19 protein-coding genes, 1 tRNA gene, 1 rRNA gene and 1 pseudogene are annotated in these 26,214 nt (G+C 61.9%); 9 read left to right on the plus strand and 13 right to left on the minus strand.

Translation table 11 applies throughout. The annotated features are described in order from the left end of the window. Positions 1-871: 871 nt before the first annotated feature. Positions 872-3,043 carry a DNA helicase II gene (gene uvrD, locus PG896_RS16115; protein WP_270835921.1) on the minus strand — a complete coding sequence of 724 codons (2,172 nt, stop codon included), beginning with the start codon at positions 3,041-3,043 and terminating at the stop codon, positions 872-874. 412 nt (positions 3,044-3,455) lie between these two features. Here uvrD and PG896_RS16120 point away from each other — a divergent pair, with 412 nt between their 5' ends. The 5 genes and pseudogenes from PG896_RS16120 (at position 3,456) to PG896_RS16135 (ending at position 8,411) form a co-directional block, all read left to right on the plus strand. Beyond that, the gene (locus PG896_RS16120) at positions 3,456-4,454 is read left to right on the plus strand and encodes a BMP family lipoprotein (protein WP_041212138.1); all 999 of its coding nucleotides are present in this window, start codon (positions 3,456-3,458) and stop codon (positions 4,452-4,454) included. A 101-nt stretch (positions 4,455-4,555) separates the two neighbouring features. Then, positions 4,556-6,133: an ABC transporter ATP-binding protein gene (locus PG896_RS16125; protein ID WP_043153609.1), complete on the plus strand. Its 1,578-nt coding sequence runs from the start codon at positions 4,556-4,558 to the stop codon at positions 6,131-6,133. Between the two features lie 79 nt (positions 6,134-6,212). Further along, on the plus strand, positions 6,213-7,331 hold the full coding sequence (locus PG896_RS16130; protein ID WP_010672473.1) for an ABC transporter permease: 1,119 nt from the start codon (positions 6,213-6,215) through the stop codon (positions 7,329-7,331). A 2-nt stretch (positions 7,332-7,333) separates the two neighbouring features. Next, positions 7,334-7,439, plus strand: a pseudogene (locus PG896_RS21225) (ABC transporter permease); the annotation flags it as partial. A gap of 6 nt (positions 7,440-7,445) precedes the next feature. Further along, positions 7,446-8,411: an ABC transporter permease gene (locus tag PG896_RS16135; RefSeq protein ID WP_010672471.1), complete on the plus strand. Its 966-nt coding sequence runs from the start codon at positions 7,446-7,448 to the stop codon at positions 8,409-8,411. Between the two features lie 169 nt (positions 8,412-8,580). On the opposite strand, the gene PG896_RS16140 is transcribed toward PG896_RS16135, so the two are convergent. Together PG896_RS16140 and PG896_RS16145 are read right to left on the minus strand one after the other, a co-directional pair. Next, positions 8,581-9,021 carry a TM2 domain-containing protein gene (locus PG896_RS16140; RefSeq protein ID WP_033131364.1) on the minus strand — a complete coding sequence of 147 codons (441 nt, stop codon included), beginning with the start codon at positions 9,019-9,021 and terminating at the stop codon, positions 8,581-8,583. Between the two features lie 166 nt (positions 9,022-9,187). Continuing rightward, on the minus strand, positions 9,188-10,093 hold the full coding sequence (locus PG896_RS16145; RefSeq protein WP_253584034.1) for a LysR substrate-binding domain-containing protein: 906 nt from the start codon (positions 10,091-10,093) through the stop codon (positions 9,188-9,190). A 118-nt stretch (positions 10,094-10,211) separates the two neighbouring features. Here PG896_RS16145 and PG896_RS16150 point away from each other — a divergent pair, with 118 nt between their 5' ends. The 3 genes from PG896_RS16150 to PG896_RS16160 all read left to right on the plus strand — a co-directional run bounded on the left by PG896_RS16150 (position 10,212) and on the right by PG896_RS16160 (position 12,809). Continuing rightward, positions 10,212-11,339, plus strand: coding sequence for an S-(hydroxymethyl)glutathione dehydrogenase/class III alcohol dehydrogenase (locus PG896_RS16150; protein WP_010672469.1), 1,128 nt, complete (start codon positions 10,212-10,214; stop codon positions 11,337-11,339). 51 nt (positions 11,340-11,390) lie between these two features. Beyond that, positions 11,391-12,239: an S-formylglutathione hydrolase gene (gene fghA / locus PG896_RS16155; protein WP_048209184.1), complete on the plus strand. Its 849-nt coding sequence runs from the start codon at positions 11,391-11,393 to the stop codon at positions 12,237-12,239. A gap of 63 nt (positions 12,240-12,302) precedes the next feature. Further along, complete coding sequence (locus PG896_RS16160) at positions 12,303-12,809, plus strand: DinB family protein (protein WP_270835922.1); 507 nt, start codon at positions 12,303-12,305, stop codon at positions 12,807-12,809. Positions 12,810-12,879: 70 nt separating this feature from the next. On the opposite strand, the gene PG896_RS16165 is transcribed toward PG896_RS16160, so the two are convergent. Continuing rightward, positions 12,880-13,602 carry a GIN domain-containing protein gene (locus PG896_RS16165; RefSeq protein WP_270835923.1) on the minus strand — a complete coding sequence of 241 codons (723 nt, stop codon included), beginning with the start codon at positions 13,600-13,602 and terminating at the stop codon, positions 12,880-12,882. Between the two features lie 298 nt (positions 13,603-13,900). On the opposite strand from PG896_RS16165, the gene ovoA reads away from it, so the two are divergent. Beyond that, complete coding sequence (gene ovoA, locus PG896_RS16170) at positions 13,901-16,048, plus strand: 5-histidylcysteine sulfoxide synthase (RefSeq protein WP_270835924.1); 2,148 nt, start codon at positions 13,901-13,903, stop codon at positions 16,046-16,048. Between the two features lie 79 nt (positions 16,049-16,127). On the opposite strand, the gene PG896_RS16175 is transcribed toward ovoA, so the two are convergent. The 9 genes from PG896_RS16175 to PG896_RS16215 form a co-directional block, all read right to left on the minus strand. Next, positions 16,128-17,078 (minus strand): bile acid:sodium symporter family protein, encoded by a 951-nt coding sequence (locus tag PG896_RS16175; RefSeq protein WP_223952992.1) that lies wholly within the window; start codon positions 17,076-17,078, stop codon positions 16,128-16,130. A 262-nt stretch (positions 17,079-17,340) separates the two neighbouring features. Then, positions 17,341-18,780, minus strand: coding sequence for an amino acid permease (locus PG896_RS16180; RefSeq protein WP_270835925.1), 1,440 nt, complete (start codon positions 18,778-18,780; stop codon positions 17,341-17,343). Positions 18,781-18,946: 166 nt separating this feature from the next. After that, the gene (locus tag PG896_RS16185; protein WP_043153594.1) at positions 18,947-19,285 is read right to left on the minus strand and encodes a tRNA-binding protein; all 339 of its coding nucleotides are present in this window, start codon (positions 19,283-19,285) and stop codon (positions 18,947-18,949) included. Positions 19,286-19,347: 62 nt separating this feature from the next. Then, positions 19,348-20,793, minus strand: coding sequence for an amino acid permease (locus PG896_RS16190; protein ID WP_043153597.1), 1,446 nt, complete (start codon positions 20,791-20,793; stop codon positions 19,348-19,350). A 101-nt stretch (positions 20,794-20,894) separates the two neighbouring features. Beyond that, on the minus strand, positions 20,895-21,350 hold the full coding sequence (locus PG896_RS16195; protein WP_043153599.1) for a beta-galactosidase subunit beta: 456 nt from the start codon (positions 21,348-21,350) through the stop codon (positions 20,895-20,897). Continuing rightward, positions 21,347-24,433 (minus strand): beta-galactosidase subunit alpha, encoded by a 3,087-nt coding sequence (gene ebgA / locus PG896_RS16200; RefSeq protein WP_043153601.1) that lies wholly within the window; start codon positions 24,431-24,433, stop codon positions 21,347-21,349. Before ebgA ends, PG896_RS16195 begins: the two co-directional genes overlap by 4 nt. Before the next feature lie 321 nt (positions 24,434-24,754). Then, positions 24,755-25,720, minus strand: coding sequence for a transcriptional regulator EbgR (gene ebgR / locus PG896_RS16205; RefSeq protein WP_043153604.1), 966 nt, complete (start codon positions 25,718-25,720; stop codon positions 24,755-24,757). A 164-nt stretch (positions 25,721-25,884) separates the two neighbouring features. Continuing rightward, positions 25,885-25,999, minus strand: a 5S ribosomal RNA gene (gene rrf / locus PG896_RS16210). Positions 26,000-26,022: 23 nt separating this feature from the next. Then, positions 26,023-26,098: transfer RNA gene (locus tag PG896_RS16215), tRNA-Thr, on the minus strand. Positions 26,099-26,214: the final 116 nt, after the last annotated feature.

Genomic DNA, 26,214 nt, shown 5'->3' on the forward strand with positions numbered 1-26,214 from the left:
ATGACTCATGATGAACCCTTTTTCATGGCTCCAGATGACAAACATGATCTCATATCAGGGACTTGTTCGCACCTTCCCTAGATTACAGGAACGGATGACTCCTAGCTGTGACAGGGTCGTAGGTTCGAATAGCGAAGCGTATTCGAACGATCGCGTATTAAGGCTGCCGCGATGATTGATATGTAAAATCAATCCAGCCTAAGTCGGGTTGATGCAGTTAGATATCGAAAGCAATCAGAGCGCTTCCAATCTGGCATACGCCGTCACCTGGCGACGTCGAGCTATAGCAGCCCCCGGCTCTGCTGACCGACCCCTTCGAAGTTCAGTGCTATGCCTTCCCCAAATTTCAGATGATGCTCCCAAACTAAAGTCGGGCACGGTATTGATCCCCCTCCAATCCGCCGAGGGTCAGAGGCAACGTCAGGGACGCCATCAGGGATGATGGCGTAGCCGCAGCGGACAGGGGCCAAATCGGGTCAGGGCGACCCCGATTTGGCGCGAGAACAAGGATGTTCGAAGCGGGCTTTGGCCGAAGCCATGGATGGCGTAGGCCAAAGTGCCGTCTGCGGCGGCCCGTCCGACGTTGGCTCTGGACCGAGGGCACTGGCGAAGCCAGCGGATTGGCGGGGGAGAAGACCTTTGGTGACTTTGGGTCTTTCCAAAGTCACTCGCCCCAGCCCGAAGGGCGGGCGAAACCCTGTCGAGGGCACTGCCCTCGCGTCCTGCACGGCGCCAGCCGTGCTGCCAACAACCAGGCACACAATTTCCCCATGACGCGAACGTCCGATTACGCTTCGCTAATCGAACCTACCGTCCTGACCAAAAAGGAGCCAACGGCTCCTTTTGCTATTGATGGCGGGTGCGCTGCGCCTTACAGCGCCTCAAGGCGGGCATACGCCGTTACCAGCCACTTGGCGCCGACGTCGTCGAACTGGATCTGCACCCGGCTCTGCTGGCCGACCCCTTCGAAGTTGAGCACTATGCCTTCCCCGAATTTTGGATGGAGCACCCGCTGGCCGAGCTTGATGCCGCTGGCGTCGAAGCTCTGCTGCACCTCGTTCTGGCTAAAGCGGCCGTACTGGGTGGGGCGGCTGACCTGAGTGCGCAGCCGGATCTCTTCCAGACACTCGGCGGGCATCTCGCGGATGAAGCGGCTCGGCTTGTGGAACATCTCGCGGCCGTAGATGCGGCGGCTCTCCGCATAACAGATGTAGAGCTTCTCCATGGCGCGGGTCATGCCCACGTAACAGAGGCGCCGCTCCTCCTCGAGCCGCCCCGACTCCTCGGTGGATTGCTGGCTGGGGAACATGCCCTCTTCCACGCCGACCAGCAGCACCAGGGGATATTCCAGCCCCTTGGCGCTGTGCAGGGTCATCAGTTGCACCGCGTCGGCATATTCGTCCGCCTGATTCTCGCCGGATTCCAGCGCCGCATGGGCGAGGAAGGCGGAGAGATCGCTCATATCTTCCAGCTCGTCCGGGCGCTGGTACTGGCGGCAGGCAGTGACCAGTTCGTCCAGGTTCTCTACCCGCGCCTGGGATTTCTCGCCTTTTTCCGCCAGATACATGGCCTTGAGGCCGGAATGCTGGATGGCGATGTCCGCCTGCTGGTGCAGGGGCAGCAGGGAGACCTGCTCTTCCAGCGCGTCGATCAGATCCACAAAGCCGCGCACCGCGTTGCCGGCGCGACCGGTCAGCACCTTGTCATTGAGCAGTGCCTTGGCGGACTGCCACAGGTTCTGGCCCTGATCCCGGGCGTTGTTGCGCAATATCTCGAGAGTGCGATCGCCGATGCCGCGGGTCGGGGTGTTGACCACCCGCTCGAAGCTGGCGTCGTCGCCACGGTTGTTGATAAGGCGCAGGTAGGCCATGGCGTCCTTGATTTCCTGGCGCTCGAAGAAGCGCAGGCCGCCGTAGATGCGGTAGGGCATGGCGTCCTGCATCAGCGCCTCTTCCAGCACCCGTGACTGGGCGTTGGAGCGATAGAGGATGGCGCAGTCGGCCAAGAGGCCACCCTTCTCTTTCCAGTCCTTGAGGCGGCCAACCACGAAGCGGGCTTCGTCCACCTCGTTGAAGGCGGCGTACAGCGAAATCGGCTCGCCCTCGGCCCCCTCGGTCCACAGCTCCTTGCCAAGGCGCTCCGCGTTGTTGGCGATGACGCTGTTGGCGGCTTTGAGGATATTGGCGGTGGAGCGGTAGTTCTGCTCGAGGCGAATGGTTTCGGCGCCCTGATAGTCGGTCAGGAAGCGCTGGATGTTCTCAATCTTGGCGCCGCGCCAGCCGTAGATGGACTGGTCATCGTCGCCGACGATCATCACCTTGCCGCTGTCGCCGGCCAGCATCCGCAACCAGGCGTACTGGATGCCGTTGGTATCCTGAAATTCGTCCACCAGGATGTTCTGGAAACGGTCACGGTAGTGCTCGAGGATGTGCGGTTTGTTGAGCCACAGTTCGTGGGCGCGCAGCAGCAGTTCGGCAAAGTCCACCAGACCGGAGCGATCGCAGGTCTCCTGATAGGTCTTGTAGATCTGCTGATAGGTGCGGGTGACGGGGTCGCCGTAGAGGTCGATGTCGCCGGGGCGCAGCCCCTCGTCCTTCTTGCCGTTGATGTAGCCCATCACGGCGCGCGGAGCCCAGTGCTTCTCGTCGAGGTTGAGCGCCTTGAGCACCCGGCGAATGAGGCGGTACTGGTCGTCGGAGTCGAGGATCTGGAAATCCTGCGGCAGCCCTGCATCCAGATGATGGGCCCGCAGCAATCGGTGGGCGATGCCGTGAAAGGTGCCGATCCACATGCCGCGCACGCCGTCGCCGATCACTTTTTCGACCCGGCCGCGCATCTCGGCCGCCGCCTTGTTGGTAAAGGTCACCGCGATGATGGAGAAGGGTGAACAGCGTTCCACCTGCATCAGCCAGGCGATACGGTGCACCAGCACCCGGGTCTTGCCCGAACCGGCACCGGCCAGCACCAGCAGGTTGCAACGGGGGGCCGCCACCGCGTCTCTTTGCTTGTCATTGAGCCCGTCGAGCAGGGTTGAAACGTCCATCACCACTCCTGTTTATTTATACAGGCGGGGATTATACGGCCTGAGCCGCCAGAGACCAAGCTGTGAGCAGCCGGGGGCCAGCCCGCCCGCCAGCGTGGCGTCGATGAGGCCGCAGGGCTGGTGCCGATGGAAGCCAGTTTTTTCATCAGGGGAGGAAAACGGTTGCGCCTAACGTCATGAATCCAAACACAAATGTCGATCGAGCCCTATTAATCCCGGAATTTAATTCTGCAAAAACACCATAAAACAAACACTTATAAGGCAATTTGCTTATATTTCAAACCGTTAACGCAAACGTTTTTCCTCTATGATCCCCTTGACCAACGGGCTGGCTCACTTACAGTTAGCCAGCGTGCTTTATGACCTGCCAAGACAGGTTGTGGACCCTCACATAACAATCAAGGATACGATCGTGACTAAAGTGCTCAAGCTGGCCACCGTGGCCGCCCTCACCCTCGCTGCCCTGTCCGCCCAGGCAGCCTCCGAGCCCGCCGTCATCTATGACACCGCAGGCAAATTCGACAAGTCCTTCAACGAAGCCGTGTTCCGCAACGGCGTCGAAGTCTACAACAAGGACAAAGGCGTCAAGGTCAAGGAGTTCGAACCTCAGAACGAAGCCCAGCGTGAGCAGGGCCTGCGTCGTCTGGCCAGCCGTGGCAACGGCCCCATCGTCGCCGTCGGCTTCAACATGGGTTCCGCGGTAGAGAAAGTAGCCACCGAGTTCCCGAACACCCAGTTCACCATCATCGACATGGTGGTCGACAAGCCGAACGTCCAGTCCCTCATCTTCAAGGAGCATGAAGGTTCCTTCCTGGTGGGTGCCCTGGCGGCCATCGCCTCCAAGACCGGCAAGGTCGGCTTCGTGGGCGGCATGGACATCCCGCTGATCCGCAAGTTCCAGTGCGGCTATGAGCAGGGCGCCAAGTACATCAATCCGAAGATCGACGTCTATCAGAACATGACCGGCTCCACCCCGGCAGCCTTCGCCGACCCGGCCAAGGGTGCAGAACTGGCCAAGTCCCAGTTCGCCAAGGGCGCCGATGTGGTCTATGCCGCTGCCGGTGGCACCGGTATCGGTGTCTATCAGGCTGCCAAGGACGAAGGCAAGCTGGCCATCGGTGTGGATTCCAACCAGAACCACCTGCAACCGGGCACCATGCTGACCTCCATGGTCAAGTCCGTGGGTCTGGCCGCGTACAAGAGCTGGGATGACGCCGCCAAGGGCAGCTGGAAGCCGGGCATCCAGTCCCTGGGTCTGGCCGAAGGCGGGGTTGACTGGGCGCTGGACGAGAACAACGCCAAGCTGATCACCCCGGAAATGAAAGCCAAGGTCGAGAGCATCAAGGCCGACATCATCGCCGGCAAGATCAAGGTGCACGACTACATGAGCGACAACTCCTGTAAGTACTGATCCTGCAAATACCGAGTCACTGCTACGACTCTCAACCAGTGATGACCGGCCCGCACGGGCCGGTTTTTAGTCTCTACTTCATGACCCGCAAGGACTGCATCATGGACCAGACAGATCGCTATGCCATCGAATTAAGGGGTATCGATAAGCGGTTCGGCGACGTGTACGCCAACAAGCAGATCGACCTTCAGGTTCGTAAAGGCAGCATTCACGGCATCGTCGGCGAAAATGGCGCCGGCAAGTCGACCCTGATGAGCATCATTTACGGTTTCTACCACGCCGACAGAGGCGAGATGCTGATCGACGGGAATCCGTTCAAACCCCATGGCTCCCAAGATGCGATTGCCGCCGGGGTGGGCATGGTGCACCAGCACTTCATGCTGGTGAACAACTTTACCGTATTGGAAAACGTTATCCTGGGGGCCGAGAACGGCTGGCGCCTGGGCAAGAGCCTGGCGGCCGCCGAGAAGCTGCTGGGCGAGCTGGCACGGGACTATGGTCTCGAGGTGCCGCTGCACGAGAAGGTCGAGGATCTGCCGGTGGGCCTGCAACAGCGGGTCGAGATCCTCAAGGCGCTCTATCGCGGTGCCCGCATCCTGATCCTCGACGAGCCCACCGGGGTGCTGACCCCGCAAGAGGCGGATCACCTGTTCGAGGTGCTGAAAAAGCTGCGGGATCAGGGGGCGACCGTCATCCTCATCACCCACAAGCTGCGGGAGATCCTGGCCATCACGGACCAGGTCTCCATCATGCGCCGGGGGGAGATGGTGGCCCATGTCGCCACCAAAGACACCGACAAGGAGCAGCTCGCCGAGCTGATGGTGGGCCGCAAGGTGCGCCTCAAGGTCGACAAGGGCACCGCCCAGCCGGGCGAGGCCAAGCTCAAGGTCGAGGGCCTCTCTTACGTCGATGACGCCGGGGTGGAACGGGTCAAATCCGTCAGCTTCGAAGTGCGGGCGGGGGAAGTGGTCGGCATCGCCGGGGTCTCCGGCAACGGCCAGTCCGAGCTGCTCAGCATGCTCGGCGGCATCCTCAAGCCCAGCAAGGGCGGCTTCACCATCGCCGGGGCGCAGCGCCACGAGGTGAGCCAGAGCCACCCGGCCGACCCGGAGCAGGTGCGCAACTTCGGCCTGGGCCACATCCCGGAAGACCGGCACAAGATGGGGCTCATCAACCGCTTCGAGGCGAAAGAGGCCTTCATCCTCGGCTATCACCGCCGTGCCCAGTACAACAAGGGCTGGCTGCAGGACAAGGAGGCGATCCGCCAGGATTGCCAGGCCAAGATGGAGAAGTGGGACGTGCGCCCGCCGAGCCCGGAGCACAAGACCGCGAACTTCTCCGGCGGCAACCAGCAGAAGCTGGTGATCGCCCGGGAAGTGGAGCAGGACCCGGATGTGCTGCTGGTCGGCCAGCCGACCCGGGGCGTCGACATCGGCGCCATCGAGTACATCCACCAGCAGATCATCGCCATGCGCGACAAGGGCAAGGCGGTGCTGCTGGTGTCGGTGGAGCTGGACGAGATCATGAGCCTCTCCGACCGCATTCTGGTCATCGCCGATGGCCGCATCGTCGGCGAGCTGGACGGCGCCAGGGCGGATGAACGCACCATCGGCCTGATGATGGCGAACATAGTTCCTGACGACGTGGCGGCAAGCCAATCACAAGGAGCCACATCATGAAGGTCACAACCACTTGTAACGGATTCGGCCTGATGATGGTCAACACACCAGTCCCCGACGATATCAAGGAGGCCCATTCATGAGCCAAGCACGTGTTCCTGCCTGGATATCCGTGGGCGTGCTGCCCGCAGTCAATATCCTGCTGGCCTTCCTGGTGTCGGCCATCCTGTTCTATTACCTCGACATCAGTCCCATCGAGGCAGCCGAAATCATGTGGTACGGCGCCTTCGGCACCGGCGAGGGGATAGGCTTCACCCTCTATTACGCCACCGGTTTCATCTTCACCGGTCTGGCGGTGGCGGTGGCCTTCCACGCCGGCCTGTTCAACATCGGCGGTGAAGGGCAGGCCTATATCGGCGGCCTCGGGGTCGGTCTGGTCTGTCTGCTGCTCGGGGACGTACTGCCGTTCGCACTCTTGCTGCCGCTCGCCATCATCGCCGGCGGCCTGTTCGGCGCGGCCTGGGCCTTCATCCCGGCCTGGCTGCAAGCCAAGCGGGGCAGCCACATCGTCATCACCACCATCATGTTCAACTTCATCGCCGCCTCCCTGATGGCCTACCTCTTGGTCGACGTCTTCAAGCCGCCAGGATCCATGGCCACCGAGAGCAAGGTGTTCGCCGTGGCGAGCTGGCTGCCGAAGATGAGCGAGCTGGCGGCCGGTTTCGGCATCGCCATGCCCAACAGCCCCCTCAACATCAGCTTCTTCTGGGCGCTGATCTGTGCGGCCCTGGTGTGGGTCTTCATCTGGCATACCCGCTGGGGCTACGAGATCCGCTCCGTGGGCGCAAGCCAGAGTGCCTCCGCCTATGCGGGTATCTCCTACCCCAAGGTGGTGATCCTGGCCATGGTGATCTCCGGCATGCTGGCGGGCTTCTTCGCCCTCAACGTGCTGCAGGGTGAGCTGCACCAGATCAAGCTCAACTTCGTGGAAGGCTTCGGCTTCACCGGCATCGCGGTGGCCCTGATGGGCCGCAACCACCCGGTCGGCGTCATCATCGCCAGCCTGCTGTTCGGCTTCCTCTACCAGGGTGGCGCCGAGCTCAGCTTCGAGTTCGGGGTGGACCGCAACATCGTCGTGGTGCTGCAGGGTCTGGTAATCCTGTTCTGCGGCGCCCTGGAGCACATGCTGCGCCCGCGCATCGAGCAGGCCTATCTGGCCTTTGCCAACCGCCCGGCCGCCCAAGTGAAAGGAGCCTGATCATGTTCGAAATGCTGATCCTGATGCTGGATGCCACCATCCGCACCGCACCGCCACTGATCCTGGCGGCCATGGATGACGGGGATGTTTTGCGAGCCGAAGGGAGTCCAAGCCATGTTTGAAATGCTGATCCTGATGCTGGACGCGACCATTCGTACCGCACCGCCGCTCATCCTGGCGGCCATGGCCGGGATGTTTTGTGAACGCTCCGGGGTGGTCAACATCGCCCTGGAGGGCAAGCTGCTGGCCTCCGCCTTCGCCAGTGCGGCGGCGGCCGCCGTCACCGGTTCCGCCTGGATTGGGCTGGGGGTCGGGGTGGGGATCTCCATCCTGTTCGCCCTGCTGCACGGCTTCGCCACCATCACCCACCGGGGTGATCAGGTGGTGAGCGGCATGGCCATCAACATCCTGGCGGCCGGTCTCACCGTGACCCTGGGGCGCTACTGGTTCGATCAGGGCGGCCAGACCCCGGCGCTCTCCGGTGCGGCGCGCTTCGCCCCCATCGACCTGCCCTATGCCAAGGAGCTCTATGACGTACCCGTCATCGGCCAGCTCTACAGCGAGCTCTTGAGCGGCCACTCCCTGCTGGAGTACGTGGCCTTCGCCGCCGTGCCCCTGGCCTGGTGGGTGCTGTTCCGCACCCGCTTCGGCCTGCGGCTGCGGGCGGTGGGCGAGGCTCCGGCCGCGGTGGATACAGCCGGTATCTCCGTGGTGCGCATGCGCTACACCGCCCTCATCATCGGCGGCCTGCTGGCGGGGATCGGGGGCACCTATCTGGCGGTGGCCCAGACCGCCCAGTTCATCCCCAACATGAGCGCGGGCAAGGGCTTCATGGCGCTGGCGGCCCTGGTGTTCGGCAAGTGGCGCCCCTGGAACGCCATGGCGGCCTGTCTGCTGTTCGGCTTCCTCGACGCGGTCGCCATCCGGCTGCAAGGGGTCAGCATCGGCGATTTCCCGATCCCGGTGCAGGCCATCGAGGCGCTGCCCTACATCCTGACGGTCTTCCTGCTGGCCGGTTTCATCGGCAAGGCGGTGGCCCCCAAGGCCCTCGGCACCCCCTACGTCAAGGAGCGGGAATAGCCCCGCCCTTCATGCCATGCAAAAGGCCCGCACATGCGGGCCTTTTCTTTGAGATATCCAGGATGTTCTTGGCTGAATAGAAAAATAACCCGGCCTTGTCAAAGAACGGGTTATTCCTTCATCAGCACAACATATCAATAAACCTGTAATTAGCCGGGTAATTTATCGGCTAGAACCATACTTTCTTATTGATAATATAGGTCTGCTCAAATTCTTCATCTGACTTGGAGATATAAACAACAAATTCGATGAAGGCAATGATCCCGATAACAACCGACGGCAAACCAAGCAGAATGAAACCAAGCAGAAATATCAGCAGCATGATCACACCTTGTTTGGTGTAACCCAGGTAGAACTTGTGAGCACCGAAAGCGCCCAGGAAAAATGCAAACAGCGCAGCTGCGACCTTCTTGGAAGAACCAGCATTAGAGGCTATGGCATAGATGGCTTTTGCATGCTCGCCTTCAATAGAAAAATCAACTTTCAAGCCACTCTTCGGGAGCTGATTCCCTTTCCATTCAATAATGTCAAACTGATATCTATTACTATCATCCCCAGAAATCAAACCAGTACGAGCTGATTCATTAAAATCAATAACCGTGCCTTTCATTATTATCTGTCCTTTAGCAATAAGAGGATAAAGACCCGGTATGAACAGGTCTATTGCGTTTGACAGGCTACAACAACAAAGGCTCATTTGAAACAAAAATTCATTTATGAATACTTGTATTCTACCAACCCATTCAAGCCTCTTTCTTATACCTGTATCGCCCCCATCAACCGATGGGCCGTACCAGGGCGGGTTGGTGGGGATCACTGAGGCGCTCGGCCAGATAGTCCACCAGCAGCCGCACCTTGGGGGAGAGGTGGCGGTTGTGGGGATAAAGGGCCCAGATCCCCTCCTCGGGGGCCCGCAGCTCCGGCAGCAGCTCGATAAGCTCGCCTTGGGCGAGGTGGTCGCTCACGTAGTAGTCCGGCAACTGGATGATGCCGATCCCCTTGATGGCCGCATCCAGCAGGGCGTGGCCGCTGTTGCACTGAAGCAGACCGCGTACCCGCACGCTGTGGGGTTTACCGTTCAGGGTGAAGTGCCACTCGTCCCCGTTGCCCACCAGGCAGGTGTGACGGGCCAGCTCCGAGAGACTGTTGGGCATGCCGTGGCGGGCGGTGTAGGCGGGGGAGGCGCACACATAGGGTACCCGCTGCGCCAGCTTGCGGGCCACCAGGGTCGAATCCTTGAGGTGGCCGAGGCGGATCGCCAGATCGAACCCCTCGTGCACCAGATCCAGCAACTGGTTGGTGAGGTTGAGGGTCACCTCCAGCTGGGGGAAGCGCACCATGAAGTCGTTCACCAGGGGGGCGATGCGGCTCTCGCCGTAGGAGACCGGGGCCGTGATGCGCAAGGAGCCCTGGGGCACCGCCTGATGGCGCCCCACCGCCAGCTCCGCCTCGTAGAGGTTGTCCAGCAACTGGCGGCAGTGGCGAAAATAGATCTCCCCGAGTTCGGTGAGTCGCACCTGGCGGGTGGTGCGCAGCAGCAGCTTGGCCTGCAGCCTGTCTTCGAGCTGCGCCACCTGGCGGCTCACCTGGGCCACCGACACCCCGAGCTTGCGCGCGGCCGGGGTAAAGCCCCCCTGCTCCGCCACGCTGACAAATTCACAGACCCCTTCCCAGCCGAACATTATTACCTGTGTGTAAAAGTGATTTGATACTTAGCGTTATTATCACCAAATCGGCGGGAAACTACACTGGATCTCCGAACTCATTTCCGTTCATCCAACCACTACGAGGACGTCATTCATGGCACAGGTTCAGAGCATCAAGTGTAAAGCCGCCATCGCCTGGGGACCGGGTCAGCCCCTCTCCATCGAAGAGGTCGAGGTCATGCCGCCCCAGGCCGGCGAGGTGCGGGTGCGGATCGTCGCGACCGGCGTCTGCCACACCGATGCCTTCACCCTCTCCGGTGAAGATCCGGAAGGGGTCTTCCCCTGCATTCTGGGCCATGAAGGGGGCGGTATCGTCGAGTCCGTCGGCGAGGGAGTCACCAGCGTCAAGGTCGGCGATCACGTGATCCCGCTCTACACCCCCGAGTGCGGCGAGTGCAAGTTCTGCAAATCCGGCAAGACCAACCTGTGCCAGAAGATCCGCGCCACCCAGGGCAAGGGGCTGATGCCGGACGGCACCACCCGCTTCTCCAAGGACGGCCAGCCCATCTACCACTACATGGGCACCTCCACCTTCAGCGAATACACGGTACTGCCCGAAATCTCCATCGCCAAGGTGGATCCGGCCGCCCCGCTGGAAGAGGTCTGCCTGCTCGGCTGCGGCGTCACCACCGGCATCGGCGCCGTGATGAACACCGCCAAGGTGAAAGAGGGTGAGAGCGTCGCCATCTTCGGGCTGGGGGGCATCGGCCTCTCCGCCATCATAGGCGCGCGCCTGGCCAAGGCCGGCCGCATCATCGCCATCGACATCAACGAGAGCAAATTCGAGCTGGCCCGCAAGCTGGGCGCCACCGACTGCATCAACCCGAACACGTTCGACAAGCCCATTCAGGAGGTGATCGTCGAGATGACCGACGGCGGCGTCGACTTCTCCTTCGAGTGCATCGGCAACGTCAAGGTGATGCGCGCGGCGCTGGAGTGCTGCCACAAGGGCTGGGGCGAATCGGTCATCATCGGCGTGGCCGGCGCGGGCCAGGAGATCAGCACCCGTCCGTTCCAGCTGGTCACCGGCCGGGTGTGGCGCGGCAGCGCCTTCGGGGGCGTGCGCGGTCGCAGCGAGCTGCCGAGCTACGTACAGCGCTACATGCAGGGTGAGTTCAAGCTGGACGACTTCATCACCCACACCATGCCCCTCGAGCAGATCAACGAGGCGTTCGATCTGATGCACGAAGGCAAGAGCATCCGCACCGTCATCCACTACTGATCCCATGAGCGCCCCGCCCATCGATGCATGGGCGGGGCAAGGAGTCCTTACATGAATCTGGACATCATCAGCAGCAACAAGAGCTTCGGCGGCTGGCACAAGCAGTATCGCCACCGCTCCAATGTGCTGGGGTGCGAGATGCGCTTCGCCATCTACCTGCCGCCCCAGGCCCTCACCGGCCAGAAAGTGCCGGTGCTCTACTGGCTCTCCGGTCTCACCTGCACCGACGAGAACTTCATGCAAAAAGCCGGGGCCCAGCGCATCGCCGCCGAGCTCGGCATCGCTCTGGTAGCGCCGGACACCAGCCCCCGCGGTGAAGGGGTGGCGGACGATCCCGGCTATGACCTCGGCATGGGGGCGGGTTTCTACGTCAACGCCACCCAGACCCCCTGGCGGGATCACTACCAGATGTACGATTACGTCACCCGGGAGCTGCCCGAGCTCATCGAGACCCACTTCCCTGTCTCGACGAAGCGCGCCATCAGCGGCCACTCCATGGGAGGCCATGGCGCCCTCATCGCCGCCCTGCGCGAGCCGGGTCGCTACCGCTCGGTGTCGGCCTTCAGCCCCATCAGCCACCCGAGCCGCTGCCCCTGGGGCCAGAAGGCCCTCGGCGCCTACCTCGGCAACAACCCCCTGCTGTGGCAGGAGTGGGATACCTGCCAGCTGCTGCGCCACCACGACAGCCCGCCCCTGCCGACCCTGGTGGACGTGGGGCTGGACGACCCCTTCCTGGCGGAGCAGCTCGGCATCGACACCCTGGCCGAAGTGGCCGCCACCCGGGCGTGGCCCCTGACGCTCAACCGCCATGCCGGCTACGACCACAGCTATTACTTCGTGGCGAGCTTCATCGAGGCACACCTGCGCTTTCACGCCAACCACCTGGGCGAACCGGCCTGAGGCTGATCCGCTCGTGGCCGCCCCGTCAGCGGGCGGCCATTCACCCGGAAACAGGAGACAAGGATGCCTCTCTTCACCACATTGCTGGCCATGCCTGATCAGTTCGAGCGGCTGCTGGCACAGGTCCCCACCGACCGTCTGGACTGGGAACCCGCCAACTGGGCCGGGATCCCCTCCGAGCGTTTCAGTGCCAGGGGGCACCTCTGCCACCTGCTGGACATCGAGGTGCTGGGCTATCAGGTGCGGTTTCGTCGCACCCTGGCGGAGAGCCGGCCGGAACTCGCCTCCCTCGATGGCTATCAGCTGGCGCTGGACCATGATTACCCCCGGCAGGATACCGCCACGCAGCTCGACCGGTTTCGCACCGCCCGCCTGCAGACCGTCGAATGGCTGAAGACGGTACCGTCCGACGCCTGGCAGCGCCGCGCCCGCTATGGCGGCTATGGGGAGGTGACCCTGGACGGTCTGGTGCGCCTGCTCGCCAGCCATGACCACCAGCACCTCGCCGGCATGCAGTGGCTGCTGATGCGCCTGAACGCCGATCTGGGCCTCGCACTCCCCCTCGAGTGAGGTGTCGTCCCACAGTGTCGCATCCTGCAAAAAGGCCCCGAGGGCCTTTTTCATTGTTGCGATGATGGGATCAGCTCCCCAACCGGCTCACCTGACCCGAACCCGCGATCTCGCTGGTCAGCGCTGGGCTGCCCCAGTAGTTGACCGCACCGGCACCGGCGATCTCTATCTTGAGCCGCGACTGAGCCCGCACCTCGACCTCGCCACTGCCGGCGATGCTCACCTCGACCTCCTCGCTGGCGAGCCCGGCCCCCTTGACGCCACCGGCGCCGGCGATGTTCAGCGCCATCACCCGGGCGGAGCCCTGCCCCAGATCCAGGTTGCCCAGCCCGGCGATGTTGCCCTCCAGCCGATCCAGAGTCAGCCCGCTGGCGACGATGTCCCCCGTGCCCGCCAGAGAGAGCACCAGATCATCCCCCTTGAAGTCGCGCAAGGTGCCGTTGCCAACTCCCGCCAGTGCCAACTCGTGCAGCGTCGGCAGGGTGATGGTGATCTCCAGCGGCTGGGTGGGGTCGAGCCGGTAGCCATCCTTGACCTCGATCTCCAGCTTCTCCCCCTGCTCGGTGAGCACCAGATAGGGCAGCAGGTTGGCCTCCCCCTTGACCCTGAGGGTGTGGCTCTCTCCCGCCACCAGGTACAGGTTGGCGGGCACGCCCGCCAGCACCCGGGTCACCTCCCGCCCCAGGGGATGCTGCTGCTCCACCACGGCCCCCTCCCCGCGCACCTTGACGTCATCCTGCCAGCTGCATCCGGTCAGTCCCAGGGCCAGCACCACGCCCAGCATCCATTTCATCCCGCTACTCCTCGTTTCCTCTTTGCCGCACGGCGCGGCAGGTGAGTGGCAATCAGCAAACCCTGTGCCATATGGCTAACATCATGATTTATCTATCCATTTCAATATTTCGAGGCTCGAAGGGTCCATAACAAAGAGTCATTCAGACCACAATCTGGTCAATCTGACCACACCCGAAGGGGGGTGTTGACCCATTTTTTGGGTTGCCGCCCCGGTTCGTTGAGCCAATAGTGATACCTGGTGCGTATAGAGCACTCCATCGCTGCTTCACCCGCCAGAATCAACAAGGAGTCAGAGCGTGACCCAAGCCAGCCACTCATTCGTCCATCCGGGCCTGCCTGCCCCCACCCGCACCCCGCTGCTGACCGGCGACGATCCCGACCACAAGCGCCGCGAGCTCCTCGCCTACTTCTGCCAGACCTTCGATCTCTACGACTCGCTGTTCGACTGCCTGGCCGACGAGCGGGCCTGGTTCAACAAGGCGATCCCCCTGCGCCACCCCCTCATCTTCTACTACGGCCATACCGCCGCCTTCTTCGTCAACAAGCTGCTGACGGCCCGCCTCATCGAGGGCCGCATCGACCCCCGCATCGAGGCCCTGGTCGCCATCGGGGTGGACGAGATGAGCTGGGACGATCTGGACGAAACCCACTACGACTGGCCCACTGTGGCCGAGCTGCGTGACTATCGGGGCCGGGTGCGCGCCCTGGTGTGTGAGTTCATCGAGCGAATGCCGATCGAGCTGCCCATCCATTGGCAGAGCCCGGCCTGGGTCATCCTGATGGGCATAGAGCACGAGCGCATCCACCTCGAGACCTCCAGCGTGCTGATCCGCCAGCTGCCCCTGTCCTGGGTGCGCAGCCAGCCCCAGTGGCCGGTCTGCCCCGAGGCGCGCCACGATCTCGCCGCCGTCCCCGTCAACACCCTGCTGCCGGTGGCCGGCGGCCAGGTGCGCCTCGGCAAACAGGATGCCACCTACGGCTGGGACAACGAATACGGCGAGCGCCACATCGAGCTGGCCCCCTTCCAGGCCAGCCGCATGCTGGTGAGCAACGCCGAATACCTGGCCTTCGTGCAGGCGGGCGGCTACGAGACCCGTGACTGGTGGGATGACGAAGGCTGGGGCTGGCGCCAGTATGCCAAGGCCCGCATGCCCACCTTCTGGGTCGGCGACCCCCTCGAACCCGAACAATTGCATCTGCGGCTGATGACCGAGCAGGTCCCCATGCCCTGGGACTGGCCGGTGGAGGTGAACCAGCTGGAGGCCGCCGCCTTCTGCCGCTGGAAGGCGGATCAGACCGGCCTGCCCGTCCAGCTACCGAGCGAGGGGGAGTGGATGCTGCTACGGGAACAACTGGCCGGCGATCAGCCGGACTGGATGGAGGCCCCCGGCAACATCAACCTGGCCCGCTTCGCCTCCTCCTGCCCGGTGGATGCCTGCCCCCAGGGCAGCTTCTTCGATCTGGTGGGCAACGTCTGGCAGTGGACCAGCACCGCCATCGACGGCTTCGAGGGGTTCAAGGTGCACCCCCTCTACGACGACTTCTCCACCCCCACCTTCGACGGCAAGCACACCCTCATCAAGGGCGGGAGCTGGATCAGCACCGGCAACGAGGCGCTCAAGTCCTCCCGCTACGCCTTCCGTCGCCACTTCTTCCAGCACGCGGGCTTCCGCTACCTGGTCTCACGCCATCAGGAGCCCGTCATCGTGAACCCTTATGAAACCGACACGCTCGTCGCCCAGTATCTCGACTTCCAGTACGGTCCGAGCCACTTCGGGGTCGCCAACTACGCCGAGGCTCTGGCCGGTCTTGCCAGCGAGCTGTGCAGCCGCCATGAGCGGGCGCTCGACATCGGCTGCGCCACCGGTCGCGCCAGCTTCGAACTGGCTCGCCGCTTCGCCCACGTGGACGGGGTGGACTACTCGGCCCGCTTCATCGACGTGGCCCTGACCCTGGCAAGACAGGACAGCTTCCGCTATGCGGTGCCGGTGGAAGGGGATCTGGTGGAATATTGCGAGGCGCGCCTCTCCCGCCACGAGCTCGGTCGCGAGCAGAGCGAGCGGGTCCACTTCAGCCAGGGGGATGCCTGCAACCTCAAGCCCAAGTACGGCGACTACGACCTGGTGCTCGCTTCCAACCTGATCGACCGGCTGCGGGAGCCCGCCCGCTTCCTGCGGGACATAGCACCCCGGCTGCGCAGCGGTGGCCTGCTGGTGCTCACCAGCCCTTATACCTGGCTGGTGGAATATACCCCGCCCGCCAACTGGCTCGGCGGCATTCGCGAAAACGGCGAGGCGCTCACCACCTATCAGGCGCTGCAACGGCTGCTGGCGGCGGAGTTCGAGGAGCACTGCCCGCCCCGGGATGTGCCCTTCGTCATCCGCGAAACCGCCCGCAAATACCAGCACACGGTGGCGCAGCTGACCGTCTGGCGCAAACGCTAATCCGCCGATCGGCACGCAGATGAGAAGAGGGAGGCCAACGGGCCTCCCTCTTGTTATGGCAATAAAAACGGCGCGAGTATCAATGCCCCTGCTCGTGATAGCGGCGGGCCAGCACGGCGCAGACCATCAGCTGGATCTGGTGGAAGATCATCAGCGGCAGCACCATCACCCCGACGCTGGCGGCCGGGAACATGACGTTGGCCATCGGCACCCCGTTGGCAAGACTCTTCTTGGAGCCGCAAAAGACGATGGTGATCTCGTCCGCCTTGTCGAAGCCGAGGCGGCGGCTGATCCAGACGTTCCAGCAGAGCACCAGCGCCAGCAATACGCAGCTCAGCAGCACGATACTGGCCAGATCGTACCAGCCGACCTGGTGCCAAATCCCCTGCACCACCGCCTCGCTGAAGGCGACGTAGACCACCAGCAGGATGGAGCTCTGATCCAGCTTGCCGATGAGCGGACGGTGGCTGTCGACCCAGCGACCGATCAGCGGACGCGACAGGTGACCCACCACAAACGGCAGCATCAGCTGCATCATGATGGACTGGATAGAGTGCCAGGTGTCGATCCCCTCCCCCTGCACGTGGATCATCATCCCCACCAGCACCGGCGAGAGGAAGATGCCGAGGATGCTGGAGGCCGAGGCGCTGCACACCGCCGCCGACACATTGCCCCCCGCCATCGAGGTGAAGGCGATGGCCGACTGCACGGTGGCAGGCAGAGCGCAGAGATAGAGGAAGCCGAGGTAGATGGCCGGGCTCAGCCAGCCCGGTACCAGTGGCGTGAGCAGCAGCCCCAGCAGCGGAAACAGCACGAAGGTGCTGAGCATCACCACCAGATGGAGCCGCCAGTGGCCGAGGCCTGCCAGCAGGTTCTGGCGCGACAGCTTGGCGCCATGCATGAAGAACAAGAGCGCCACCGCCAGCTTGGTCAGCAGACCGAACCAGACGGCCACCTGCCCCTCGCAGGGGAAGAAGGAGGCCAGCGCGACCACCACGATCAGTACAGAGGTAAAGGGATCCAGACGCACGAGCGGTCTCCGGTGAAAGCAGATCCCGTCCCCGCGCGGGGCCGGTGATCGGGGACGACAGGAAACACAACAGGAGCTGTGGCGCAGCTCCTGTTGAAACGGATCCCCAGCTTACCCCGATAAGCGGGAGGCGCAAAGTTGAGCGACTACCTCATTTGTTTCATTTTGTTAAGCGGACAAGGGGCCACTCGGAAACCACCCCTGCCCGCGCCTTTCACCAAAAAAACGGGCGACCGAGTCACCCGTTGCTCTTTTGGCTTGCTCAGCTCTGCTTGGCCAGCGTGCCGCTGTCGTTCGCCCCCCTGACCAGCCTGCGGGCCTGCCGCTTCTCGAAGCGGGAGATCCACCAGTAGGCCAGCGCCGAGAAGACCGCCGTCATGAAGACGTTGATGAAGAAGGCGCGCACCAGATCCACCCCGGCCGGGAAGGCGGAGGCGCTCATGCTCACCACGAAGATGGCGATCAGCACCGACACCACCCCCATACCGAAGGTGCGCGATCCCATGCGGAACTCGCGCGGGGTGTCGTCGTGTTTCCAGCGGAACACGAAGTAGGCCACCATGATGAAGATCGGCGGCAACATGGCGGTGCCGGCGGTGAGGTTGATGGCGGTGTTCATCATCTGCTGCACCGATTCCGAGCCGAATCCGTTGACCACCAGCATCACGAACACGAAGGCAAACTGCCACCAGGCGGCGCGCACCGGCACGCCGTGCTCGTTGAGCTGGGTGGTCTTCTCGCCGTACACCCCCTGGGGGATCTCGGAGAAGTGGATCTTCACCGGCGCCGAGGTCCACATCATCATGGAGCCGAACATGGCGATGAACAGCACCACGCCGACGAAGCGGCCCACCAGCGCTTCCGACAACTGGAAGTACTGGGCCATGCCGGTGAAGATCTCCACCATGCCGCCGGCATAGGTGAGGCTCTCGCGCGCCACGAATACGTTCACCAGCAGGGAACCGAGGGCATACATGGCACCGATCACGATACCTGCGCTGATGATCACCTTGATAAAGGACTTCTGGCCCCCCTTCACGTCATTGAGGTAGGCCGCTGCCGTCTCGGCACCGCCCGCCGCCTGGAAGATCCAGCACATGATGCCGAGCGTCGCCCAGTTGACGGTGGGGGTCATCGCCTCCAGGGTGATGGGCTGGGCCGGCACGTGATCGCCGCCGAGGGCCATCAGCGCCCCCAGCACATAGATGGCGAACAGGGCAAACACCCCGTAGGCCACGATCTCGGCAATCTTGCCGAGCCAGCTCGCCCCCTTGGTGGAGATGTGGGTCGCCGCCGCAAACAGCACGATGGAGATGACCGAGGTGACCATGGGCGAGAAGCTGTACTCATAGCCCAGCATGGCGTAGGAGGCGTAGGCGATGACGTTGGGCAGCAGGGAGACGAACCAGAACAGGTTCACGAACCAGTAGAGAAACGAGCCCAGATAGGCCATCCGGGTGCCGAGCGGCTTTTTCAGCCAGTCGTACATCCCCGACTCGGAGTTTTTATTGGCCGAGACGAACTCGGCGATGATGAAGACGAACGGGATGAAGTAGACGATGGTCGCCAGCAGGAAGATGGGGGCGGAGCTGAGCCCCAGCTCGATGTTGTTGTTGACGATGTTGCGCACGTTGAACACGGCGGCAAAGGTCATCGACAACAGGGCAAACTTGCCTATGGTGCCGCGTACGGATTCAGACATGGTGTCCTCCAGTGGACTTGCGCTCCTTGCGGGTAACGCTGTGACTCTGTGATGTGTTCGGCAAGGGTCTGTCGGCCCCGCGCGTTACTCTCTTGTTATGATCGGCCCGCGTGGACGACCTCGTTGGTGAACCGGTGCCGTCTCCCGCACCGGCTCGCAATCCCGTTCAGACGATCGGGGTGCCCGGCGCCATCGGCACCCGCGGCTGCAACAGCACGCTCTGGCGCTCGTCCGGGGTCTCGGCGCAGAGCAACATGCACTCGGAGCGCTCGCCGCGCATCCTGGTGGGTTTCAAGTTGGTCAGTACCACCACCTCGCTGCCCATCAGCTCCTCTTCGCTGTAGTAAGGCACCAGACTGGTGACGGTCTGCAGCGGCCGCTCGCCACCCACGTCGATCTGGACGATGTAGAGTTTGTCGGCACCGGGGTGACGCACCACCTCCAGCACCTTGCCCACCTTCATCTCGACCCGTTTGAATTCGGCAAACTCGATCGTCTCGCTCATGCACTTTTCCTTTTCTGGTTCAACGGTTTGCGGGTGGCCAACGGCCACCCGGTTTGATGGGGTCATGACGGCTGGATGACGACCTGCGCCGCTGGCTCGGCCTCTTTCGCGCGCGCCTCGGCGCTGAGGGAGGCCTCGTATCGGTTGTATTTCCACCAGGCGAAGCCGAGGAAAATCACGATCCCGCCGACGTTGTAGAAGACGATGGTCATGATGTCGGCGCCGGTCGGGAAGGTGGAGGCGAGGAAGCCCACCGAGAAGATGGCGATCAGCACCGACACCACGGCGATGCCGGTGGTGCGCGACCCCATCTTGAACTCCCGTGGCAGGTGGTCGAGCTTCAGGCGCAGATTGAGGTAGGCCAGCATGATGAACAGCGGCGGCAGCATGGAAGCGGCAGCGGTCATGTTGATGACGGTGTTCATCAGATCCTGCGCTGTGTTGGAGCCCAGGGTCGGGATCACCATCAGCGGCAGCACGATGAGGTACTGGATCCAGGCTGCACGGGCGGGCACGCCGTTCTCGTTCAGCTCGACGGTTTTCTTGCCGAAGATGCCGGCCGGGATCTCGGAGAAGAAGATCTTCACCGGGGTCGCGGTCCACATCAGCAGGGAGCCGAACATGGCGGTGAAGGAGACCAGACCCACGAAGCGGTTCATCAGGATCTCCGGCAGGCCGAAGTAAGCCGCCAGCCCCTCGAACACCTGCACCGAGCCGCCGGTGTATTTCAGGGTGTCGCTGTGGACGAACACGTTGATCAACAGCGATGCGATGGAGTAGAGCACCCCGATAAAGATCCCGGCGATGATGATCACCTTGACGAAGGATTTGGAGCCGCCTTTCACGTCATTGACGTAGACCGCCACCGACTCGGCGCCACCAGCCGCCATAAAGATCCAGGTAGTGATGCCGAGGAAGGCCCAGCTGAAATCGGGGACCATGGCCTCTACCGTGATGGGGTCGGCTGGCTGTACGCCGCCCACCAGTGCCGCACCCGCCAGCAGAATGTAGGAGAGGGTCAGCAGCAGCATCAGGGACGAGGTCACCGAGGTGATGGGGCCGAGCATCTTGGCGCCGTTGGTGGAGACGTAGGTGGCAAAGGCAAACAGCACCATGCTCAATGCCGTGGTCGCCACCGGGGTGAGAATGTACTCGTAGCCGAGGAAGGCATAGGAGGCGTAGGCGATGACCCGTGGCAGCAGCGAGGTAAAGAAGAAGAGGTTCACGAACCAGTAGGTGTAGGCGGAGATAAAGGCCCAGCGACCGCCGAGGGAGCTCTTCACCCAGGCATAGACGCCTGCTTCGGAGTTCTTATTCAGTGACACAAATTCCGCAATGATCAGGCAGAACGGAATGAAGTAAAAAAGGGTGGCCAGAAAGAACATCGGGGCCGAGGCCAGACCGATTTCGATGTTGTTGTTGATGACGTTGTTGAAGCTGAATACCGCCGCGAAGGTGAGCGACAGCAGACCAAACTTGCCTATCGTATTGCGTTTGGAATCAGACATGGTGCATCTCCAGACCTGTAGTTATCTCGCGAAAGAGCGGGGCATGATTTGTAGGGTGAGCCCCGCCCTTCCGGCTTTGTCAGTGCAGAACCGGCGGCTTGTTATTTGTTTTTGAAGTAGCCGCCTTCGACGGTGACCTTGATGATCAGCTTGCGCACCGGGCTGTCGCCTGCGAACCGGTAAGCCTCGTCGTTCTCGAAGATCACCACCTGCCCATTGCCGACCTGCTGGCGCTCACGCACCTCACCGGCCAGCCACTCGCGGTCGGTGGTATCGTCATAGGCCTGCTCGACCGCCAGCTCGCTCTTGGCAGCCCACTCCACCGTCTCTTCCCCTTCCAGGTAGTAGTGAACGTCGAAGTAGCGGCGCTGCCCCTCGAACAACGAGGTGGCCGGGCTGGCCCCCTCCTGCAAGCGGTAGGTGAGGGAGTCACCGATGGAGTGGCAGATGCCGGGCTTGAGGTTCGGCAGGTTGTTGATGGCCTCCACGCAGCGGCTCCACTTCTTGCCCTCCCGGTAGATGTTTTTGAACAGGGTCAGGTTGTCCAGGGTGATCATGCGAGGTTCCTCCCGCCGTTGATGGTGAGATCGAGCCCGGCCAGCGCAGCCGGATTGAGGTTGCCACGGGCGATAGGTAGCAGGGTCAGGCCGAAGCTGAACGGTTCGAAGCGCACCCGCCAGGAGTCCAGCACCTCGGAGCCCCAGGAGTTGGAGCCGAGCCCCAGCACCTTGTGATCCAGATTGAGGGTGAGATAACCGCAGGGCTCCAGCTCGTTGATGTGCTGCGCCGCGTGGATATGCTCCCAGCTGTAGGGCCAGACGCTCAGGTTGATGGGGGCATCGGGTCGCACGTAGAGACCGGCACCGTGACGGTTGGTCAGGGTCGCCCAGCGCACCTGCTGGCGGTTGCCGTTGTCTTGCGGGAAGGGGTAATGCTCCCACATCTCGTCCACCGAGCTCTGGAAGCGGTCGATCCAGTTGCTCTGGCGGCTGTCCTGATAGTTCTCGCCCGGCCCCATGCCGTAGTAGTGCACCCGGTCGAGATCCTGACGAATGCCCAGCTCGAAGCCGATCTTGGGAATGATGTCGTCATAACCGCCGTAGGGCTGGCCACAGAGCGCCACGTGCAGCTGACCGTTCGGGCTCAGGGTGTAGACGTAGCGGCAGCGCATGCCGAAGTCGAACACCGGCGGTGCGATCAGACTCTCCACCGTCACCTCGACCGCCTCACCCAGCTGGCGCCAGCTCAGAGTGCGGAAGTGCTCCTGCATGATCTGCAGGTGGTTCGGGTGCCACAGGCTCTCGTACTCCTGCTTGTGGTTGTCGATCATCGGCTTGAAGAAGGTGAGGCGCGGCGAACGCTCGATGAGCTCGATACCATCCCGCTGCCAGCTCACCAGCTTGCCGTCGAGGCGCGAGAAGCGCAGGGCAAAGCCGCTACCGCTCAAGGTCAGCGCGAGGCGCTCATCGGCAATCTGCAACGGAGTGGCGTTGGGGTTGGCAAAGGGCTGCAACTGGCGAGTCGATGCCTTCAGCTGGAACTGGTACTGGCCCAGCTCGTGCTCCGCCGCGCTGTAACGGGTAGCGGTGGCCTTGATGACCCGCAGCTGGACGAAGGTTTCCCGCCCATCAAGGGATGGCAGCTCGAGTTGCAGCTCAGTGGTGGCACCGGGAACAACCCCTTCCAACCGGATTTGCTGGCTGGCCAGCAGCTCGCCCTCGGCCTTCACTTCGACCAGCAGGCGGATATCGTCGAGAGTGGAGAACCAGTAGCGGTTTTCCACCGCCAGCTTGCCGCTGGCCAGATCCAGTGCCCGCACCTTGACCGGGCAGATCACCTGCTTGTATTCGCGCAGGCCAGGCCCCGGGGTCTGATCCGGATAGATGAGGCCATCCATGCAGAAGTTGTAGTTGTTGGGGTAGTCGCCATAGTCGCCGCCGTATTTGTAGACCGGGCGGCCCTGCTCGTCCTGATCCAGAATGCCGTGATCGCACCACTCCCAGATGTAGTGACCCTGAATGTGGGGATGGCGGTCAAACACCTGCTGGTATTCGCTCAGGCCACCCGGGCCGTTGCCCATGGCGTGGGCGTATTCGCAGAGGATGCGCGGCTTCGCCATCGGGAACTCGCCGAAGCAGTTCATCTGGGAGACGCGGGAGTACATGGTGCTCACCACATCCACCACCTCGGCGTCTCGATCTTCTTCGTAGTGCACCAGCCGGGTCGGGTCGATCCCCTTGCAGCGCTGGTACATGGCTCTGATGTTGCAGCCGTAGCCGGACTCGTTGCCGAGCGACCAGATGATGATGGAGGGGTGGTTCTTCTGGGCGTGCACATGGCGCTCGATGCGATCCACGAACACCGGCTCCCAGAAGGGATCGTCGGTGATGCGGCTGAGATCGCCGACGTTGGCAAAACCGTGAGTCTCCACGTCGGTCTCCGCCATCACAAACAGGCCGTACTGGTCGCACAGCTCGTAGAAGCGCGGGTCGTTCGGGTAATGGGCGGTGCGCACCGAGTTGAGGTTGTGCTGCTTTATCAACACGATATCGCGCTCCACCCTATCCATGCCGACCGCACGGCTCTTGAGGTGGTCGTTGTCGTGACGGTTCACCCCGTGCAGCTTGAGGTAGTGACCGTTGACGTAGAAGAGGCCATCCTTGACCTTGATTTCACGCACCCCGACCCGCTGCGGAATCACTTCCAGCAGCTCCCCCTGACCGTTGTAGAGGGAGAGTTGCAGCTGGTAGAGGTAAGGATCTTCGGCGCTCCACAGATGGGGATTGGCCAGATCCAGCGTGAAGCGGCAATCACACTTGCCATCGATGGCGAGATTGTCGAGTGTGCCACTGGCGATCTCGCTGCCTTGATCCAGCAGGGACCAGACCAGACGGTGATCACGGGCGGCCGCCCCCAGGTTCTCGAGCTGGATATCGCAGCTCAGGGTGGCGCTCTGGCCGGCAATCTGATTGCCATCGGCCAGCGCGGTGCGGATGAAGAAGTCCTGCACATGGGCGGCCGGTTTGCCCACCAGATAGACGTCGCGGAAGATCCCCGCCATCCACCACATGTCCTGATCTTCGATATAGGTGGAGTCAGCCCACTGCATCACCCGCACCGACAGCAGGTTCTCGCCAACCTTGGCGTAGGCGCTGATATCGAACTCGGCGGTGAGACGACTGCCCTTGCTGAAGCCGACGTAGTGGCCGTTCACATAGACCTCGAAGTAGGTCTCTACCCCGTCAAACTTGATGATCACCTGCTCGCCGTCCCAGGCCGGGCTCAGCGTGAAGCTGCGCTGATAGGCGCCGGTGGGGTTGTTGGTCGGCACGAAGGGCACATCGATGGGGAAGGGAAAACCTTCGTCGGTGTACTGCAGCTGGCCATGTCCTTCCATCTGCCACATGTTGGGCACAGTGATCTGGCCCCACTCGCTCATGGGGCTGTGATAGAAGGCCTCCGGCACCTGCAGGGGGTGGTCGAAGTAGTGGAACTGCCACTGACCGCCAAGGCTCAGAAAACGGCGGCTCAGCTCGCGCTGCATGGTGGCCGCCAGCGCGTGGTCGGCATAAGAGAAGAAGTAGGCACGCGGGGCCAGCCTGTTTTCACCAACGAATTGGACGTTTTCCCAGTTATTCACATGTCCTCCCGGAACAAGGCAACGTTAACTGGGTAAACTCTAGATAAACATTTACTAAATATCAGCTTTGGGTTGGTAAAGTTTTAACCTGATCACAATGAACAGATGGTTTTGTGAGCGAGATCAGAAGCGGGAGATAAAGGAGGGCAAGATATGGATGAGTGGCATGGATGTTGATAGTAGCTTGCTGATCAGCAATAAAATCAATTATAAAACAATATAATATGAAATTGTTGGATGATATGGGAAAGAGGTTTGCTTGGGAGATGTGTCGCACCACCGCAAGATGGCGCGACTAAAAAGCAGAATGTTTTACTAAAATCAGCGAGTGGTGCCACGCAGGGTCAACTTGCTCGGTACCAGCACCCGAAGGGGAATATCCCGCTCGTCTCGCAGCCGCTCAACCAGCAAATTGACCCCCTGGGAGCCCATCAACTCGGAGTGGATCCGCACCGTAGAGAGCGGCGGGAAGGTGAACTTGGCGGTCGGGATATCGTTGACGCTGATAAGCTCGATCTGCTGGGGAATCGCCAGTCCCTTCTCATGAATGGCACGCAGCACACCGATGGCGATGGAGTCGGAGGCGACGAACAGCGCCTTGGGCCAATCCCCTGCCAGCATCTCCTTCGCCAACTGGTAGCCGGAAGCGCTTGAGAAGTCCCCACGATAGAGGTCGTTCTCCTGCACCACCCCCAACCGCTGGCCATAATCCCGGAAGGCCAATTCACGCAGATCCGGATTCTCATCCTGGCCACCGATATAGCCGATGCGCTGATGGCCCTCGGCGATGAAGAAGTCCACTACCTGCTGGCTGATGAGTGCCAGATCCACGTCAATCGAGTCAAAATCGCCCTGGGAGCGGCAATCCACGAACACCAGCTGGGCAGACAGGCCGCGCAGCACGGCCAGCCGTTCTTCCGGCAGATGGCCGATGACCAGGATGCCATCGACGGCAGAGAGCTCACGCCCCTCGGCACCGTTGTAACAGTGGGCCAGCTCGATGTTGAGGCGGGTGCACTGGGTCTCGATGCCGTAGCGGATGGCGAGGTAATAGGGATCGTTGACCTCGGTGCTCTGGGGATAGGCGTAGACAGCCAGGAGCTGCAGCTTGCTCTTGTGCACCCCTTTGCGGGCGCTGCTGGTCTTGTACTCCAGCCGCTCGGCAATCTCGAAGATCTTCTGCCTGGTCTCGTCCTTGACGCTCAGGCTGGGATCCTCGTTCAGCACACGGGATACGGTAGCAAGCGATACCCCCGCCTCCTGTGCAATTTCCTTCAACGTAGCCATCAATACCTCGCAGGCAGCATCACGTGTTCATCGGGCAACGGCTAAAGAGTAACGAGCAATCCTTTGATAGCCCAGCATTTTTACTGAAATAGAAGCAGGGAATTGAGGCGGGAGGACAGAAATGCAAAAAGGCCTCCCGCATGGGAGGCCTCTTCTGAATAGGTGCCTGACAGTGTCCTACTCTCGCATGGCGAATGCCACACTACCATCGGCGCTACCGCGTTTCACTTCTGAGTTCGGCATGGGATCAGGTGGTTCCACGGCGCTATTGCCGTCAGGCAAAAGCTTGTACTGCTTGAAAATGGTGCTGATACCCAGAATCGAACTGGGGACCTCATCCTTACCAAGGATGCGCTCTACCGACTGAGCCATATCAGCACACTAACCGGTAAAGACCACGCTCAATGCGTAATCTAAAATTGGGTGCCTGGCAGTGTCCTACTCTCGCATGGCGAATGCCACACTACCATCGGCGCTACAGCGTTTCACTTCTG

Origin of the sequence: Aeromonas sp. QDB30 (assembly GCF_027707645.1) — a bacterium.
Lineage (GTDB): Bacteria > Pseudomonadota > Gammaproteobacteria > Enterobacterales > Aeromonadaceae > Aeromonas > Aeromonas caviae.

Bases quoted from the DNA above. Each gene is read 5' to 3' on its own strand.
- uvrD (WP_270835921.1), bottom strand. From the start codon at position 3,043: ATGGACGTTTCAACCCTGCTCGACGGGCTCAATGACAAGCAAAGAGAC.
- PG896_RS16125 (WP_043153609.1), top strand. From the start codon at position 4,556: ATGGACCAGACAGATCGCTATGCCATCGAATTAAGGGGTATCGATAAG.
- PG896_RS16130 (WP_010672473.1), top strand. From the start codon at position 6,213: ATGAGCCAAGCACGTGTTCCTGCCTGGATATCCGTGGGCGTGCTGCCC.
- PG896_RS16135 (WP_010672471.1), top strand. From the start codon at position 7,446: ATGTTTGAAATGCTGATCCTGATGCTGGACGCGACCATTCGTACCGCA.
- PG896_RS16140 (WP_033131364.1), bottom strand. From the start codon at position 9,021: ATGAAAGGCACGGTTATTGATTTTAATGAATCAGCTCGTACTGGTTTG.
- PG896_RS16145 (WP_253584034.1), bottom strand. From the start codon at position 10,093: ATGTTCGGCTGGGAAGGGGTCTGTGAATTTGTCAGCGTGGCGGAGCAG.
- PG896_RS16150 (WP_010672469.1), top strand. From the start codon at position 10,212: ATGGCACAGGTTCAGAGCATCAAGTGTAAAGCCGCCATCGCCTGGGGA.
- fghA (WP_048209184.1), top strand. From the start codon at position 11,391: ATGAATCTGGACATCATCAGCAGCAACAAGAGCTTCGGCGGCTGGCAC.
- PG896_RS16160 (WP_270835922.1), top strand. From the start codon at position 12,303: ATGCCTCTCTTCACCACATTGCTGGCCATGCCTGATCAGTTCGAGCGG.
- PG896_RS16165 (WP_270835923.1), bottom strand. From the start codon at position 13,602: ATGAAATGGATGCTGGGCGTGGTGCTGGCCCTGGGACTGACCGGATGC.
- PG896_RS16180 (WP_270835925.1), bottom strand. From the start codon at position 18,780: ATGTCTGAATCCGTACGCGGCACCATAGGCAAGTTTGCCCTGTTGTCG.
- PG896_RS16185 (WP_043153594.1), bottom strand. From the start codon at position 19,285: ATGAGCGAGACGATCGAGTTTGCCGAATTCAAACGGGTCGAGATGAAG.
- PG896_RS16190 (WP_043153597.1), bottom strand. From the start codon at position 20,793: ATGTCTGATTCCAAACGCAATACGATAGGCAAGTTTGGTCTGCTGTCG.
- PG896_RS16195 (WP_043153599.1), bottom strand. From the start codon at position 21,350: ATGATCACCCTGGACAACCTGACCCTGTTCAAAAACATCTACCGGGAG.
- ebgR (WP_043153604.1), bottom strand. From the start codon at position 25,720: ATGGCTACGTTGAAGGAAATTGCACAGGAGGCGGGGGTATCGCTTGCT.